15 protein-coding genes and 1 pseudogene are annotated in these 14152 nt (G+C 39.9%); 11 read left to right on the forward strand and 5 right to left on the reverse strand.

What is annotated here, in order from left to right:
• The first annotated feature begins 16 nt into the window (after nt 1-16).
• Nucleotides 17-700 (forward strand): dethiobiotin synthase, encoded by a 684-nt coding sequence (bioD, locus tag MTN96_RS03600; protein WP_138627430.1) that lies wholly within the window; start codon nt 17-19, stop codon nt 698-700.
• 139 nt (nt 701-839) lie between these two features.
• Nucleotides 840-1703: a protease HtpX gene (gene htpX, locus MTN96_RS03605; protein WP_138627429.1), complete on the forward strand. Its 864-nt coding sequence runs from the start codon at nt 840-842 to the stop codon at nt 1701-1703.
• A 73-nt stretch (nt 1704-1776) separates the two neighbouring features.
• Here htpX and gloA read toward each other — a convergent pair whose 3' ends face one another.
• Nucleotides 1777-2304: a lactoylglutathione lyase gene (gloA, locus tag MTN96_RS03610; RefSeq protein WP_036982819.1), complete on the reverse strand. Its 528-nt coding sequence runs from the start codon at nt 2302-2304 to the stop codon at nt 1777-1779.
• Between the two features lie 281 nt (nt 2305-2585).
• Here gloA and MTN96_RS03615 point away from each other — a divergent pair, with 281 nt between their 5' ends.
• Nucleotides 2586-3017 carry a hypothetical protein gene (locus MTN96_RS03615; RefSeq protein ID WP_138627428.1) on the forward strand — a complete coding sequence of 144 codons (432 nt, stop codon included), beginning with the start codon at nt 2586-2588 and terminating at the stop codon, nt 3015-3017.
• On the opposite strand, the pseudogene MTN96_RS03620 reads toward MTN96_RS03615, so the two are convergent.
• Together MTN96_RS03620 and MTN96_RS03625 are read right to left on the reverse strand one after the other, a co-directional pair.
• Nucleotides 3009-3488, reverse strand: a pseudogene (locus MTN96_RS03620) (DUF1624 domain-containing protein); the annotation flags it as partial. The gene MTN96_RS03615 and the pseudogene MTN96_RS03620 sit on opposite strands and share 9 nt — an antisense overlap.
• A 127-nt stretch (nt 3489-3615) precedes the next feature.
• Complete coding sequence (locus MTN96_RS03625; protein ID WP_036982817.1) at nt 3616-4032, reverse strand: MgtC/SapB family protein; 417 nt, start codon at nt 4030-4032, stop codon at nt 3616-3618.
• Nucleotides 4033-4302: 270 nt separating this feature from the next.
• Here MTN96_RS03625 and MTN96_RS03630 point away from each other — a divergent pair, with 270 nt between their 5' ends.
• Nucleotides 4303-4638 carry a hypothetical protein gene (locus tag MTN96_RS03630; RefSeq protein ID WP_138627426.1) on the forward strand — a complete coding sequence of 112 codons (336 nt, stop codon included), beginning with the start codon at nt 4303-4305 and terminating at the stop codon, nt 4636-4638.
• On the opposite strand, the gene fghA is transcribed toward MTN96_RS03630, so the two are convergent.
• Together fghA and MTN96_RS03640 are read right to left on the reverse strand one after the other, a co-directional pair.
• Complete coding sequence (gene fghA / locus MTN96_RS03635) at nt 4592-5434, reverse strand: S-formylglutathione hydrolase (protein ID WP_069439408.1); 843 nt, start codon at nt 5432-5434, stop codon at nt 4592-4594. The two genes, MTN96_RS03630 and fghA, sit on opposite strands and share 47 nt — an antisense overlap.
• Nucleotides 5435-5500: 66 nt before the next feature.
• Complete coding sequence (locus tag MTN96_RS03640; protein ID WP_036982813.1) at nt 5501-6622, reverse strand: S-(hydroxymethyl)glutathione dehydrogenase/class III alcohol dehydrogenase; 1122 nt, start codon at nt 6620-6622, stop codon at nt 5501-5503.
• Between the two features lie 130 nt (nt 6623-6752).
• On the opposite strand from MTN96_RS03640, the gene MTN96_RS03645 reads away from it, so the two are divergent.
• From MTN96_RS03645 to MTN96_RS03675, 7 genes are all read left to right on the forward strand, one after another.
• Nucleotides 6753-7625: a LysR family transcriptional regulator gene (locus tag MTN96_RS03645; RefSeq protein WP_248530832.1), complete on the forward strand. Its 873-nt coding sequence runs from the start codon at nt 6753-6755 to the stop codon at nt 7623-7625.
• Between the two features lie 134 nt (nt 7626-7759).
• On the forward strand, nt 7760-8977 hold the full coding sequence (locus MTN96_RS03650; protein WP_069439410.1) for a lipoprotein-releasing ABC transporter permease subunit: 1218 nt from the start codon (nt 7760-7762) through the stop codon (nt 8975-8977).
• The gene (gene lolD / locus MTN96_RS03655; protein ID WP_036982810.1) at nt 8970-9668 is read left to right on the forward strand and encodes a lipoprotein-releasing ABC transporter ATP-binding protein LolD; all 699 of its coding nucleotides are present in this window, start codon (nt 8970-8972) and stop codon (nt 9666-9668) included. Before MTN96_RS03650 ends, lolD begins: the two co-directional genes overlap by 8 nt.
• A complete protein-coding gene (locus tag MTN96_RS03660; protein WP_069439412.1) occupies nt 9658-10902 on the forward strand; it encodes a lipoprotein-releasing ABC transporter permease subunit in 1245 nt (414 codons plus the stop codon). Before lolD ends, MTN96_RS03660 begins: the two co-directional genes overlap by 11 nt.
• 98 nt (nt 10903-11000) lie before the next feature.
• Nucleotides 11001-11474, forward strand: coding sequence for a DUF1456 family protein (locus MTN96_RS03665; RefSeq protein WP_024601041.1), 474 nt, complete (start codon nt 11001-11003; stop codon nt 11472-11474).
• Between the two features lie 387 nt (nt 11475-11861).
• The gene (gdhA, locus tag MTN96_RS03670) at nt 11862-13214 is read left to right on the forward strand and encodes an NADP-specific glutamate dehydrogenase (RefSeq protein WP_248530763.1); all 1353 of its coding nucleotides are present in this window, start codon (nt 11862-11864) and stop codon (nt 13212-13214) included.
• Nucleotides 13215-13552: 338 nt separating this feature from the next.
• Entirely contained in the window at nt 13553-14131 is a 579-nt protein-coding gene (locus MTN96_RS03675) for a GGDEF domain-containing protein (RefSeq protein ID WP_248530764.1), read from the forward strand.
• Nucleotides 14132-14152: the final 21 nt, after the last annotated feature.

Genomic DNA, 14152 nt, shown 5'->3' on the forward strand with positions numbered 1-14152 from the left:
ATAATAAGGCCATGCCATGAACCAGTTTTTTATTACCGGTACCGATACCGACGCCGGTAAAACTCATGTAACCAGTTTGCTGTTAAAGTTACTCGCGCAACATAAAAAGCGCGCAATAGGTTTTAAGCCGATTGCCTCTGGGTGTGAAATGGCGTTTGAGCAGCTTGTGAACGCCGATGCACTAATGCTAATGGAAAGCGCCACAGTCAGCGCTAAATACGACATAATTAACCCATTTGCATTTGCGCCGCCAATAGCTCCGCACATTGCTGCAGAGCAAGCAGGTATAAACATAACAGTAGAAAAGCTCAGCATAGCTTATCAACATGTTAAGCAACAAGGCGCCGATTACCTATTAACAGAAGGTGCAGGCGGCTGGGCATTACCAATTAATAATAACGAGTATTTATACGACTGGGTAAAAGCAGAGCAACTGCCAGTAATATTAGTGGTAGGGATGAAACTAGGCTGTATAAATCATGCATTACTCACTGCTGCACACATGCAAAGCTTAGGGATTAATTGTGTAGGGTGGATTGCAAACCAAGTTGATGCCACTATGGATGAATTCCAAGCAAACCTAGATTCACTGAAAACACGTTTACCATTTCCACTGCTTGCCATTAGCCCATACACAGAGCAAGCTCATAAATTACAAATTTATAAAACCCTGCTTGAAATATTATCGATAAATCCATAAATAACCCTTGTGTTGTGACATAGTTTGTCACAGAATAGCGCTGACGTTATGACATAGTGTGTCATAACGCAGTGATTGCTCAAAGCCGATCAAACATAGTAAATCGCTCAGCAATAAATGTTATTTTTGGAGAACTCGTATGAAACGTGTATTTTTGTTTTTATTAACTAACCTCGCGGTTATGTTGGTATTAGGTGTGGTGCTTTCAATAATAATGAGTGCGCTGGGCTTAAGCCATCGTAGCCTTGGCGGAATTTTACTAATTGCGACTGTATTTGGTTTTGGTGGATCGTTTATTTCGTTATTTATGTCGAAATGGATCGCCAAAAAATCAACTGGTGCGCAAGTGATCACCCAACCTCGTACCGAAACCGAACAATGGCTGGTAAACACTGTGGCTGCTCAAGCTAAAAAAGCCGGTATTAACATGCCAGAAGTGGCGATTTACGACAGCCCAGAAATGAACGCGTTTGCAACTGGCCCGAGTAAAAATAATTCGCTGGTGGCGGTAAGTACGGGTTTATTACATAACATGAGCCAAGATCAAGCCGAAGCCGTATTGGCGCACGAGGTATCGCATGTGGCTAATGGCGACATGGTAACGCTAACGCTTATTCAAGGTGTTGTGAATACCTTTGTTATTTTTGCCGCTAAAGTAATGGCTGGCATTGTTGACAACTTCATCAATAGCGATGAAGAAGAGGGCGGCAGCAGCTGGACTTACTTCTTATTCGATATGTTATTCCAAATATTATTTGGCGTACTGGCAAGCATAGTGGTTGCTCATTATAGCCGTAAGCGTGAATTTGCAGCCGATAGCGGCGCAGCTCAGTTGGTAGGCGCAGATAAAATGCGTTCAGCCCTTGAGCGATTAAAGCAAAACCACCCATCGCAATTAGAAGGCTCAATGATGGCCTTCGGTATTGCCAGTGGTAAAGGCATGGCTGAGTTGTTTTCATCTCACCCGCCGCTTGACGCACGTATAGACGCACTACGTCGTTAAAAAAATTCAAGTTTTTCACAGTACTTGTAAACAAAAAGCCTGCATTTGCAGGCTTTTTTATTTTTAATGTTTTTTATTGCGATTGAATTATGTCAGTAATGCCCTCCGGCGAGAGTATTTCAATCCAGTAACCGTCTGGGTCTTTAATAAAGGCAAGGCCTTTCATAGAACCGTCATCTGGCTGTTTTACAAACTCCACATCGTACTTAGCAAAGCGCTCACAGGCAGCGTATACATCGGGTACACTAATACCAATATGGCCAAAGCCTTTTGGTTCTTCATTACCGCTGTGATAACCGCTAAAGCTGTCGTCGTTTTCAGTGCCCCAGTTATGGGTAAGCTCAATCAGCGCAGGGCGGCGAAACACCCACTGGGTTTTTTGTTTATCATCGCCTTTTGGCATATCTTGCTCGTAGCCTAAAAAGTACAATGTAAATTCCATATCAGGAAAGTCGTACTTACCTAACAACTTCATGCCCAATACGTTTTCATAAAATGCCAGCGACGGTTTTGGATCTTTAATACGTAACATAGTTTGCTGCATCACATAGCCCTCAGTGGCTTGTGCAATTTGCTCTGGGGATTCGTTATAGCTAGACATGAGATAATCCTTAATAAAATGACTGAAAAAACCTTAATGGATTTAAAAATGCAGGGGGTGAGCTCATCATAATATACAACAGCAAAAATTATAACCACCTAGCTAAATCACTAGCCAATGAGTTGAGTGTTTTATAAGCGAAAAATGGCATGTTTATCGATACTGTTTATTTATGCAGTTGAGGTGTTTTGTCCAATAACATTATTTAAAGTCGCTTTGGTGTATTTAACAAGAGGTGTTTTACAGCCTACGTAATTAATTGTTTAAATTGAAGTTGTTTAGTGGAATTATTAAACAATGTAATATACGCCGTTTTGGGGTGTTATAACCCTCAAAGTGGTGTTCAACAAGCTGTTAAAACTCAAAAGTTAATAGGAATGTTAACAGATAAAGAAAGATCACAGCTTCAAGAGCGACTAGTAAAACTTTACTTACGATTAAACGGATACTTTTCTGATGGTTTTATTGTTCATCATGATATTAATGGCAGGATTAGCTCAGAAGTTGATATTTTGGGAGTTAGATTCCCAAATCATAGTGAATCCGAAAGAGAAGCGGGGTTATGTTCACGTTTGCAGCTAAATGACAGTAATAATATTGATGTCCTTATCGGAGAAGTTAAATCCAATGGAGTTTCACTAAGGTTTAACAACACAATATCGACAAATATTGAGGTTTTGCGCAAGATCTTAAATCGAGTTGAAACCATCTAATAAGTTATGACCAAATACCAGTAATAACCCAGCTATAAATACAGGGTATATACTTATTAAGCGAAGCAAGCCAAGCACCACAAAGCCCCAGCCAATCGCCCAAATTACTTGAGCATATAACGTCGGGAAAAGAGGATTAAAACTCCATGACCATGATACAATTGTAAACTCAAATAAAATAAGCACTAAGCCTCGAACTATTAAAGCGTTAGCAAACTGACGAGTACACGCGTATTTATGCTCTGTAATAGCGGCAGAGAGGCCTGCTAGAAATACAAATAATGGCGCACAAAAATGCGATATAAAGCGTGTGAAAAAAGTAAGCGCATCTGTTCCGGGTAAGGTCATGGGATCAGTTACTGAATAATTTAGACAATAATACATGCCGTGATCTATCACCATAAATATGATGATAATGCCGCGTAATAGATCAATATGATGCAAGCGACTTTGCGATAAAGCTAATGACATAAAATACAATTAACAAGAATGAAAAAAATGAACTTGATAATATGTTATATTATATCAAAAGGCGAGTTTGAGGGTTGAATTTAACAGGGTGATCGCGTCAGCGCTAAGCAATTAATTATAATTTTCCTTATTTAAATTTTTTAACATACCTAAGCGTTATGAAGTTTATTACTGCCAACAAAATAGCTATTTCATAGCGGCTGTACGCAATAGCGATACCAATTAAACCCATATTCCAAATACTCGCAGCTGTTGCTGTTCCAGATGTAGACTGGTTATTTTTTAAAATAGCGCCACCACCAATAAAACCAATACCTGTAATAATACCTTGTAACATTTTAGATTGCGCCTCTGCGCCCTCTAAAACTGACATTGCAATCAGTGCATAACCACATGATGCGACGGCAACTAAAGGAAACGTTCTTAGACCTGCACCATTATGGCTACGCTCTCTATCATATGCCATTGGCAGGGCAAGTAAATACGCCATGCCAAGATGAATCAAATTATCAATAATGTCACTCCACTGTAGATCAATTTCCATTGCTATTTCCACGGATAAATTCTAAATAAGTAGCAAAAATTGAACCAAGGTATTAATTTAAATAAAATCATTGTGTTACCTTTTTTTTATCGAGGGGGATGAGTGGCGTTAGCAATATTTACACAATAAAGTGCGTTTTTACCCAGCAATGAATTTCAGCTGCGTACCACACAAGCAAACTCTATTAGGTAAAATTGTGGGGCTTACATATTTTTACAACACTCCTTTTTAAGTCGTATATAATTTGGCTCATTTGCAACGAGAGTTTACATGCGCATTTTATTAATTATTATCTTTTCAAATAATGTATTAAGTGGTTGTACAGTTATGGGTATATTTTTGGATGAAACGGCGAGATCCAAGTCAAACATCAATAGCACTAACAGTTTTGTAAAGGATAAAGATAGTTTTAGTTTTAGCAAGCTTGGTTACGAAACTGATAAAGCCATAATTGAATTTATAAAAGGAGATGACGGTGTGATTAAAAAATGTAGGCAGGTTACTAAGGTCTTAAAAGAATGTGTAGAAGTAGATAAATCTACTCTACACAGTAATGGATCTAAGCCGCTAGAAACTGATGATGAAATAATAAGTGTTGGTCTATAAAGCTACTAATAAAAAAGTAACTATGATCGTAGCCAGCGTGCATTTCGAGCTGCAGCGGATACGCTTTTTTATCAGCGATATCGACCAAGTTTTGCGGCTTAAGCTGCTCTTCTAAAAAGTTATCAGCATCACCTTGGCTTACCAGCATAGGTAAATAGTTTGCTTGCTCGGCTTGTTGCATTAATTCGCAAGTATCGTAGTGTGCCCACGTTGTTTTGTCGTCACCTAAGTAGCCTGTAAATGCTTTTACACCCCACGGACACGCCATAGGATTAACAATAGGACTAAATGCCGAAGCGCTGGCGTACGAATGTGGGTTTTTAAGTGCAATCATCAATGCGCCATGCCCGCCCATTGAATGACCACTAATTGCTTTTTTATCTGTAACAGGAAAGTGTTGCTCAATTAGTGCCGGTAACTCATTAACAACGTAATCATACATATTAAAATGGGTGTTGTAGGGCGCTTTTGTGGCATTAAGGTAAAACCCAGCACCTTGTGCAAAATCATAGCTGTCTTCGTTTGGCACGTTATCACCACGTGGGCTCGTATCTGGCGCTACAATGGCGATACCCAGCTCCGATGCTTTTTTAAATGCGCCTGCTTTTTGCATAAAGTTTTCATCGGTACAGGTTAAACCTGATAACCAGTACAGTACCGGCACCTTATTGGTTTCACTGGCGCCTGGCGGTAAAAACACTGCAAAACGCATAGTGCAACGAGTGCTTGAGGCGCTATGGCTGTATTGCTTATGCCATCCGCCAGCCACTTTAGCTGTTGAAATATTTTCTAACATAACAATCCTTAAAAGCCGTTACTTAATAGCAACGGCTTGTGATGGTAATTAAGTGAAATGAGCGTATTAGTAATGAATTACAGTACGAATACTTTTACCTTCATGCATTAAATCAAAGGCATCGTTAATTTCTTCTAGGCTCATGGTATGAGTGATAAAATCGTTTAGCGCAAATTCACCCGCCATGTAACGCTCTACAATTTCAGGAAGTTGTGAGCGACCTTTAACACCACCAAATGCGCTACCACGCCATACACGGCCAGTAACAAGTTGGAACGGACGAGTTGAAATTTCTTGGCCAGCACCGGCTACACCAATAATCACAGACTCTCCCCAACCCTTATGACAACACTCAAGTGCAGAGCGCATTACATCAACATTACCAATACACTCAAATGAGTAATCAACACCGCCGTCGGTCATATCAACAATCACTTCTTGAATTGGCTTGTCGAAGTCTTTAGGGTTAACTAGGTCTGTTGCACCAAGCTTAGTGGCTAAGTCAAACTTGCTGGTGTTGATATCAACACCAATAATGCGACCCGCGCCCGCCATTTTTGCACCAATAATAGCCGATAAACCAATACCACCTAGGCCGAAAATAGCGACAGTATCACCTGGTTTAACATTTGCTGTATTTGTTACCGCACCCATACCTGTGGTTACGCCACAACCAAGTAAACAAATTTCTTCAAGTGATGCTTCTTTGTTTACTTTAGCAAGTGAAATTTCTGGGAGTACGGTGTACTCAGAGAATGTTGAGCAACCCATGTAGTGATAGATAGGCTCACCATCTTTATAAAAGCGTGTAGTGCCATCTGGCATTAGGCCTTTACCTTGCGTTTCACGTACTGCAGAGCACAAGTTAGTCTTACCAGATTTACACATCTTACATTCACCACATTCAGCAGTGTAAAGTGGAATAACATGATCGCCTACCTCAACACTGGTTACGCCTTCACCTACAGCGTAAACGACGCCAGCACCTTCGTGGCCTAAAATAGCAGGGAAAATACCTTCTGGATCTTCACCAGATAATGTAAAAGCATCAGTGTGACAAACACCAGTGGCAGTGATTTTTACCATTACTTCGCCTTTTTTAGGCATCATCACATCAACTTCTTCAACGCTTAAAGGCTGATTAGGACCCCAGGCAATCGCTGCTTTTGATTTTATAAATTCAGACATGTGTATATCCTTTGTAGTGGTTTGAATATGAATTATAGACCCATACTGTTTGGGTGATGAGGTTATTGTATTTGTTTCTCAGATAATGATAATCTTCAATTTAATAAAACACTTTTACAGTATGGTAATAATTATGCGTTGGGAAGGTATTGATGAGTTTATTGCTGTTGGCGAAGAGGGAAGTTTTACCCAAGCTGCACAGACGTTAGGTTTATCGGTTGCTCATATTAGCCGCCATGTTACAAAGCTTGAACAACGGTTAAATACGCAATTATTAACACGTACCACTCGAAAGGTTGTGTTAACCAAAGAGGGCGAGCAGTTTTTACACCAAGTTAAACATTTACAGCACGCAATGGACGAGGCCACTCAAGGCTTAGCATCGGTACAAACCTCACCTAAAGGTAAAATTAAATTAACAGCACCGGTTATGTATGGTGAAAGTTTTATTATGCCCATTGTGCATTCATTTATGCATGATCACCCTGAGGTAGAAGTAATCGCAACGCTCTCTAACGAGCAAGAAAACTTATTAGAGGGGGGCTTTGATTTAGCCATTCGACTAGGCCATTTAAAAGATTCAAGCTTAAAAGCGCGGCGCTTGAGCTCGCGACGATTTATTATGTGTGCTTCACCTGCATATTTAGCGCGTTTTGGTGAGCCTCACACTTTGGGGGAGCTTAATAATCATCAATGTTTAATTGGCAATAGTAGTTATTGGCGAGTAAATGAAAATAATCGTGATAAACATATTAAGGTCGCAGGGCGATTGCATTGTAATAGCGGCTGGGCACTGGTTGACGGCGCTAAAAAAGGTTTGGGTATTGTTCAGTTGCCTGATTACTATATTGAAAATGAAATTAAATCCAGTCAGTTAGTGCCTATATTAACTGCATACCAACCACAACAAGAGGGCGTGTGGGGGCTATATCCGCCACGGCAATTTGTGGCTACTAATGTACGGGTATTACTTGATTACTTAATAACAGGGCTGAAAGTTTAGCAGAGTTTACTGGCTTGTTTAAAATATAGCCAAGTGTCAGATTTATAAATTATTTCTTACATTTATGGTGATATTCAATTGCGCTGAGTTCGTGCTACTATAAGCCACACTTTTGGCATTAATGTTTAATTAATATGTTTCAACCTGTTAGCCTATTTATCGGACTCAGATATAGCCGCTCCTCTAAAGGCAATGCGTTTATTTCGTTCATTTCGTTTTTTTCTATTGCAGGTATAGCGATTGGTTTAATGGCGCTTTTTACGGTCAGTAGTGTAATGAACGGCTTTGAGAGTAGTTTAAAATCAAATATGTTGGGGCTTATTCCACATGTTGAAGTGCAAGCCAAAGATCACTCCAAAGCGCAAATGAATTCGTTAAAATCTGCGCTTGAGCAATCACCGTATGTTGATCATGTTAGTTTATATCGCCATGGTGAAGCCATATTGCAAACCAATAAAGATCTTCACGGGGTGTTATTACAAGGGCTTTACGACAACAACGGCTCGCTATATAAAATCACCGACAAAATAGTGCAAGGCAATTGGCTAAATGTACTAAACAATAATTATAATATTGCAATAAGTCGTTATTTAAGCCGCAAACTTGGCGTTGGCTTAGGTGATAAGTTACGTGTAATTATGCCTAACGCATCTACGTACACCCCACTTGGGCGCATGCCAAGCCAACGTTTATTTAAAATTGCTGCTATCTATGAAACTGGCTCCGAAATAGACATGGGGTTGGCATTTACCAGTGGCGTATCACTACAACGGGTTTTAAAACTTAGCAACAATACCGTACCTAATTTAAGCGTGTCACTGCATGAGCCGTTTGCACTTGACCAATTTATGCAAGACAGCCAACACATACTCAATGACTTTAAACTCACCGACTGGCGAAGCAGTCAAGGCACTTTATTTGCCGCCGTTGCGATGGAAAAACGCATCATGTCTATGCTCCTTGGCTTAATTGTGCTGGTGGCGGTATTTAATATTGTATCGGCACTGACCATGATGGTCAGTGAAAAACAAAGTGAAGTAGCAATTTTGCAAACATTAGGACTCACACCAAGCCAAGTGCAAACCGTATTTATGGTACAAGGGCTCTATAACGGGGTAATTGGCACAGTCGTGGGTGCTTCTTTAGGTATTTTATTAAGCTTATATATAAATGAACTGCTGGCTTTGGTTGGTTTAAATTTACTATCGGGAATTTCACTCCCCGTCAAATTTGATGTGGTTAGTTTAAGTGTTATTGCCGTTTTAAGCTTAGCAATGAGCTTTTTAGCGACTTTATATCCAGCGCGCCAAGCCGCTAAAGTAAACCCAGCAGAGGTATTACGTTATGAATGATTTAGTAATTAGTTGTGAAAAAATAAGTAAGGTGTACCAAGACGGGCAAAATCAGGTTGAGGTATTAAAAGGGGTTGATTTAGCCCTAACGCAAGGTGAAATGCTGGCAATTGTTGGCAGCTCAGGTTCAGGTAAAAGCACCTTGTTACATATTTTAGGCACCTTAGACACGGCCAGTGCGGGTAGTGCAAAAATAAAAAACCAAGACGTTGCTAAGTTATCTCGCTCGCAGCAAGCGGCTTTCAGAAATAAAAACTTAGGGTTTATTTATCAATTCCACCATTTATTAATGGAATTTAGTGCAGTTGAAAACGTTGCCATGCCATTACTCATAAAAGGATTGAGCGCAAAAGAAGCCAATAAGAAAGCGCTTAACATGCTAGATAAGGTAGGCCTTGCACATAGAAGTAGCCATAAGCCATCGGCTCTTTCTGGTGGTGAACGCCAGCGTGTTGCCATTGCACGCGCTCTAGTGACAGAGCCTGCGCTGGTGCTTGCTGATGAGCCAACGGGTAATTTAGATAAGCAAAATGCAATTAAAATTTACGATTTAATTAATCAGCTAAATAAAAGTTTAAACACCAGCTTTGTGGTGGTTACTCATGATTTAGAGCTGGCTGATAAGCTGGGTAAAATAGCGTACTTAGATGATGGTAAACTAACGATAAAAGAGTCTAGCCATGTTGCTTAGTGCCTTTATTAGTAAACGCTTTAGAGCCTATTCAGGCCATAAAGATGAAAAAAATGCCTTTGTAAGTTTTATAGCCAAAGCATCCACTATCGGTATTTTACTTGGTGTTGCAGTGTTAATTGTGGCGTTATCGGTGATTAATGGGTTTGAACAACAATTGGTTCATCGTTTATTAAGTGTCGTGCCGCAAGTTGAATATGTTGCCCCAAGTAGGCCGATTGCCGATTGGCCTAGCAAAGTCGAAAAGTTAAAACAGCAACCACACGTAACAGGCGCAGCCCCATTTATTGCCGTTAATGGTATGGCGCAATTTAAAAGCCAATTAAAAGCGGTTGAGATCCGAGGTGTTGAGCCTTCGTTGGAAGGTGACGTGTCAGCCATCAACCAATTTACACAAGGTAAATTAGTCAGCCAGTTAACAGGTGATGATGTTATTTTAGGCACGCAAATTGTTAAGCAACTTAATATCGCATTAGGTGATAACGTGACCTTGTTAATCCCGCAAATTAGTGAAAAAGGCCGGTCATTACTCGCCCCAAAACGTGTTACCCTCACGCTTGCGGGCATTATAGAAATGGGCGGACCAATCGACAGCAGCGCTGCTTTTATTCATCTTAACAAAGCACAACAAACCTTAGGCTATGATCAAAGCCAAGTAACAGGGTTACGCTTGCGTGTTGATAATGTGTTTTCGGCGCATCAAATAGCGCTTCGTGTTGGCCAGACTATTACCGATTATGTGTATATTTCGAGTTGGCTTAGAACGCAAGGTAGCTTGTATCAAGATATTCAAATGGTGCGCACGATTGTTTATATTGTGGTGTTTTTAATTATCGCGGTGGCGAGTTTCAATATTGTGTCTTCACTGGTAATGGAAGTGCGTGAAAAAGAAGGCAATATTGCTATTTTAAAAACCATGGGTGCCAAAGACAGTACCATATTGGCTACTTTTGTCATGCAAGGCTTAACCCAAGCATTTGTGGGTGTACTTTTAGGCTCAATTGTTGGCGTGATTTTAGCAATTAATATTAGTGAGCTATTTACTTGGCTGAGCTTGTTACTGGGTGAAAACCCGCTAGAAGGTGTGTACTTTATCGAATTTTTGCCCAGTAAATTAGTTTGGCAAGATATAGTGTTAACTGTTATTGCCACCTTTGTGCTTGCAATATTGGCGACGCTGTATCCAGCATGGCAAGCAACACGAGTTGATCCGGCAAAAGTATTGGGTAATTAAAGACAGTATTTAATAGGGCACTAAGTGTAACTCTGATAAACTGCGCCGCTACTTAACAGCGTTTGTTTGCTGAGCACTTATTTACCTTGGAATTTACTTTGACAAATAACGATATTTTACGCCGTATTCGCTACACCTTTGATTTAACAGATTCAGCTATGGTTGATGTTTTCGCCGCAGCAGCGCAGAGCGTAAGCACTGAGCAGGTGATTGCATGGTTAACTAAAGAGGGCGAGCCTGGGTATACCCCAATAAGTGACACTGAATTTGCGGTATTTTTAAATGGTTTTATAAATACCAAGCGCGGCAAGCGTGAAGGTGAGCAGCCAGAGCCTGAAAGTAAATTGAACAACAATATTATTTTTATGAAGCTACGTATTGCTTTAAATATGAAAGCAGAAGATGTGATCGCGACCTTGGCGTTGGTTGATTTTGATTTAAGTAAACATGAGCTAAGCGCATTTTCACGTAAAGTTGAAAACAAGCATTACCGTGTGTGTAACGATCAAATCTTGCGTTTATTTTTAACCGGTGTACAGCGTACTTTTCGCCCAGATGGCGAAAAAGCTTAATGTATTTTATGGAGGTTGAATACAACCTCCATTTTGACCTCTCCACATTTACTCAATTATCAGCCTATTCTTCTACAACTTCAGTCTCATAAAGCATTTTATTTTGTCGCTCTCGTAAAAGTGTAGAGTCGTATTTTGTTTTACTATTTTTTTAATACTTTTAACATGTTATTCATTCAAACGGCTGTTTTTAGCATATAAATTCTTTTTTAATGAGTTTTTATACAAAAGAAACAACAATTTAATTCAACATCAAACACGTGCATCCAGTTTATCTATGATGTTAAAGTGTAAAAATAATGATCGGATAATTAATTTCTTCACTAGCAATAGCATTGATCATTTTTCCTATTTCAAATTAAAAAATACCTACATGGAAGAATAAATATGAATTATATACACAGAACAATTGCGCAATTAAAGCAGACGAGCCCTGCGCAATGTGAGTTTTATCAAGCGGTAGAAGAAGTGCTAGACTCGCTAGAGCCTATATTTGCGCAAACCAGTCATTACCAACAACAAGCAATTATTCAAAGAATGGTAGAGCCAGAGCGCCAGTTAATGTTTCGCGTGCCTTGGGTTGATGACGAGGGCAATATTCAAGTGAATAAAGGCTACCGTATTGAATTTAATTCGGCGCTGGGCCCTTACAAAGGCGGCTTACGTTTTCACCCGAGTGTAAATGCCAGCATCATAAAATTTTTAGGCTTTGAACAAATTTTTAAAAATGCACTGACTGGTTTGCCTATAGGCGGTGGAAAAGGCGGTGCGAACTTTGATCCTAAAGGACGCTCTGATGGCGAGATAATGCGTTTTTGCCAATCGTTTATGACCGAGTTATATCGCCACATTGGTCCTACAACCGATGTACCTGCAGGGGATATTGGCGTAGGTGCCAGAGAAATTGGTTATATGTTTGGCCAATATAAACGCTTAACAGGGCGCTATGAAGGCGTACTAACCGGTAAAAGCTTACTTTGGGGCGGATCGCTTGCTCGCAAAGAAGCAACGGGTTATGGCGCAGTTTATTTTGCTAACTATATGCTTGAAGATCGTGATGACAGCTTATCAGGAAAACGCTGTTTAATTTCAGGCTCAGGCAATGTGGCTATTTATGCCATGGAAAAGTTATATCAACTTGGTGCAACACCAATTACCTGTAGTGACTCAAAAGGCACTTTGTACGATGAGAATGGTATTGATTTAAAGCTGATAAAACAGCTCAAAGAGCAATCAAGAGGGTGTTTAAGTGACTACTTAGATAGTCATTCACAAGCCAAGTATACGCCCCGCGATGATTACCCAGAGGATGGTCATGCTGTATGGCGTTACAGTGCGGATGCGGCTTTTCCTTGTGCCACACAAAATGAATTAACCCAAGCTGATGCAAAAGCACTACTTGAAAATGGTTGTATTTTAGTTAGTGAAGGAGCCAATATGCCCTCAACCAAAGAGGCGATTGACTGCTTTATTGAAGCAAAAATAGCTTATGGCCCTGGCAAAGCAGCGAATGCCGGTGGGGTAGCAACCAGCCAATTAGAAATGGCACAAAATGCCAGTATGCAAAGCTGGACGTTTGAAGAAGTTGATGAAAAGCTTAAGCAAATAATGAAAGATATTTTCACCACAGCCAACGACACCGCAAAAGAGTTTGATCAACCCGGCAACCTACTACTAGGCGCTAACATCGCCGGTTTTAGACGTGTAGCCGATGCAATGATTGAACAAGGCGTTGTATAGTAGCGCCTCGGCTATTTAATTAACTCTCTACTTTTATTCGTTATATCCTGAATAGGGATTGTTCAGGGTATAGCAAAAATAATGTTTAATATTATTTAATAAGGTAAATTTAACTCGCTAATTAATAACAATAAACTTTAGTGTGGATAAGGATCAGTGAGCTTATTAAGGAGAGTGCAGGTGCGTCTTATATAGCCATACCGATGCTGCACTTAGGACATAAACGGGTATTATGGTCAATAATTGGTATTGCATAGATATTTATTGAGCTTTTTTCTTCTACTTCTATTGCATGGACACTTCATTTTTATTTCAGCATAGTTATTGTATTGGCCATAGTGCAATACCAACTAGATTCCTTGTTAAGAAAGCAATATAAAGCGGAATTATTTGAAACTGAAAAAGCCAATACCGATCAATTAACAGGTATGCATAATCGGCATAGTTTTGATAGACGCTGTAAAGCATTAATTAACAAGTTAGCGCCATCACAATATTTAGGGTTAGCCATGATTGATGTCGACTATTTTAAAAATTATAACGATAACTACGGCCACTTAGAGGGAGATAACGTATTAGTAGCAGTCGCAAACCGCCTAAAACATTGTGATGCTGATATTGTGGTGCGTTTTGGCGGTGAAGAATTCATATTGGTAAAAACATTGCAAGCGAATGAGCTAGACTGGTTGAATGACTTACCTAAACGCTTCGCAGACGATCCGATTGCACATCAGTATTCACCCTTTAACCGTATTACTGTCTCTGCCGGTATTGCAATTGATCAATACACGACATACAGACCTTCAATTAAATCATTGTTGGCAACAGCTGATGTAGGGGTTTATAAAGCTAAAAATGCAGGACGAAATATCAGTATTACCGATTGTGTTGACCCTAAACAACCTGAAATTGAGTAAGACAATGCAAAGCACTAAGCT

This window comes from Pseudoalteromonas sp. 2CM28B, assembly GCF_023161935.1.

What these genes read in the sequence shown, in the direction of transcription:
- bioD (WP_138627430.1), top strand. Translation starts at nt 17, where the DNA reads ATGAACCAGTTTTTTATTACCGGTACCGATACCGACGCCGGTAAAACT.
- htpX (WP_138627429.1), top strand. Translation starts at nt 840, where the DNA reads ATGAAACGTGTATTTTTGTTTTTATTAACTAACCTCGCGGTTATGTTG.
- gloA (WP_036982819.1), bottom strand. Translation starts at nt 2,304, where the DNA reads ATGTCTAGCTATAACGAATCCCCAGAGCAAATTGCACAAGCCACTGAG.
- MTN96_RS03625 (WP_036982817.1), bottom strand. Translation starts at nt 4,032, where the DNA reads ATGGAAATTGATCTACAGTGGAGTGACATTATTGATAATTTGATTCAT.
- MTN96_RS03630 (WP_138627426.1), top strand. Translation starts at nt 4,303, where the DNA reads ATGCGCATTTTATTAATTATTATCTTTTCAAATAATGTATTAAGTGGT.
- fghA (WP_069439408.1), bottom strand. Translation starts at nt 5,434, where the DNA reads ATGTTAGAAAATATTTCAACAGCTAAAGTGGCTGGCGGATGGCATAAG.
- MTN96_RS03640 (WP_036982813.1), bottom strand. Translation starts at nt 6,622, where the DNA reads ATGTCTGAATTTATAAAATCAAAAGCAGCGATTGCCTGGGGTCCTAAT.
- MTN96_RS03650 (WP_069439410.1), top strand. Translation starts at nt 7,760, where the DNA reads ATGTTTCAACCTGTTAGCCTATTTATCGGACTCAGATATAGCCGCTCC.
- lolD (WP_036982810.1), top strand. Translation starts at nt 8,970, where the DNA reads ATGAATGATTTAGTAATTAGTTGTGAAAAAATAAGTAAGGTGTACCAA.
- MTN96_RS03660 (WP_069439412.1), top strand. Translation starts at nt 9,658, where the DNA reads ATGTTGCTTAGTGCCTTTATTAGTAAACGCTTTAGAGCCTATTCAGGC.
- gdhA (WP_248530763.1), top strand. Translation starts at nt 11,862, where the DNA reads ATGAATTATATACACAGAACAATTGCGCAATTAAAGCAGACGAGCCCT.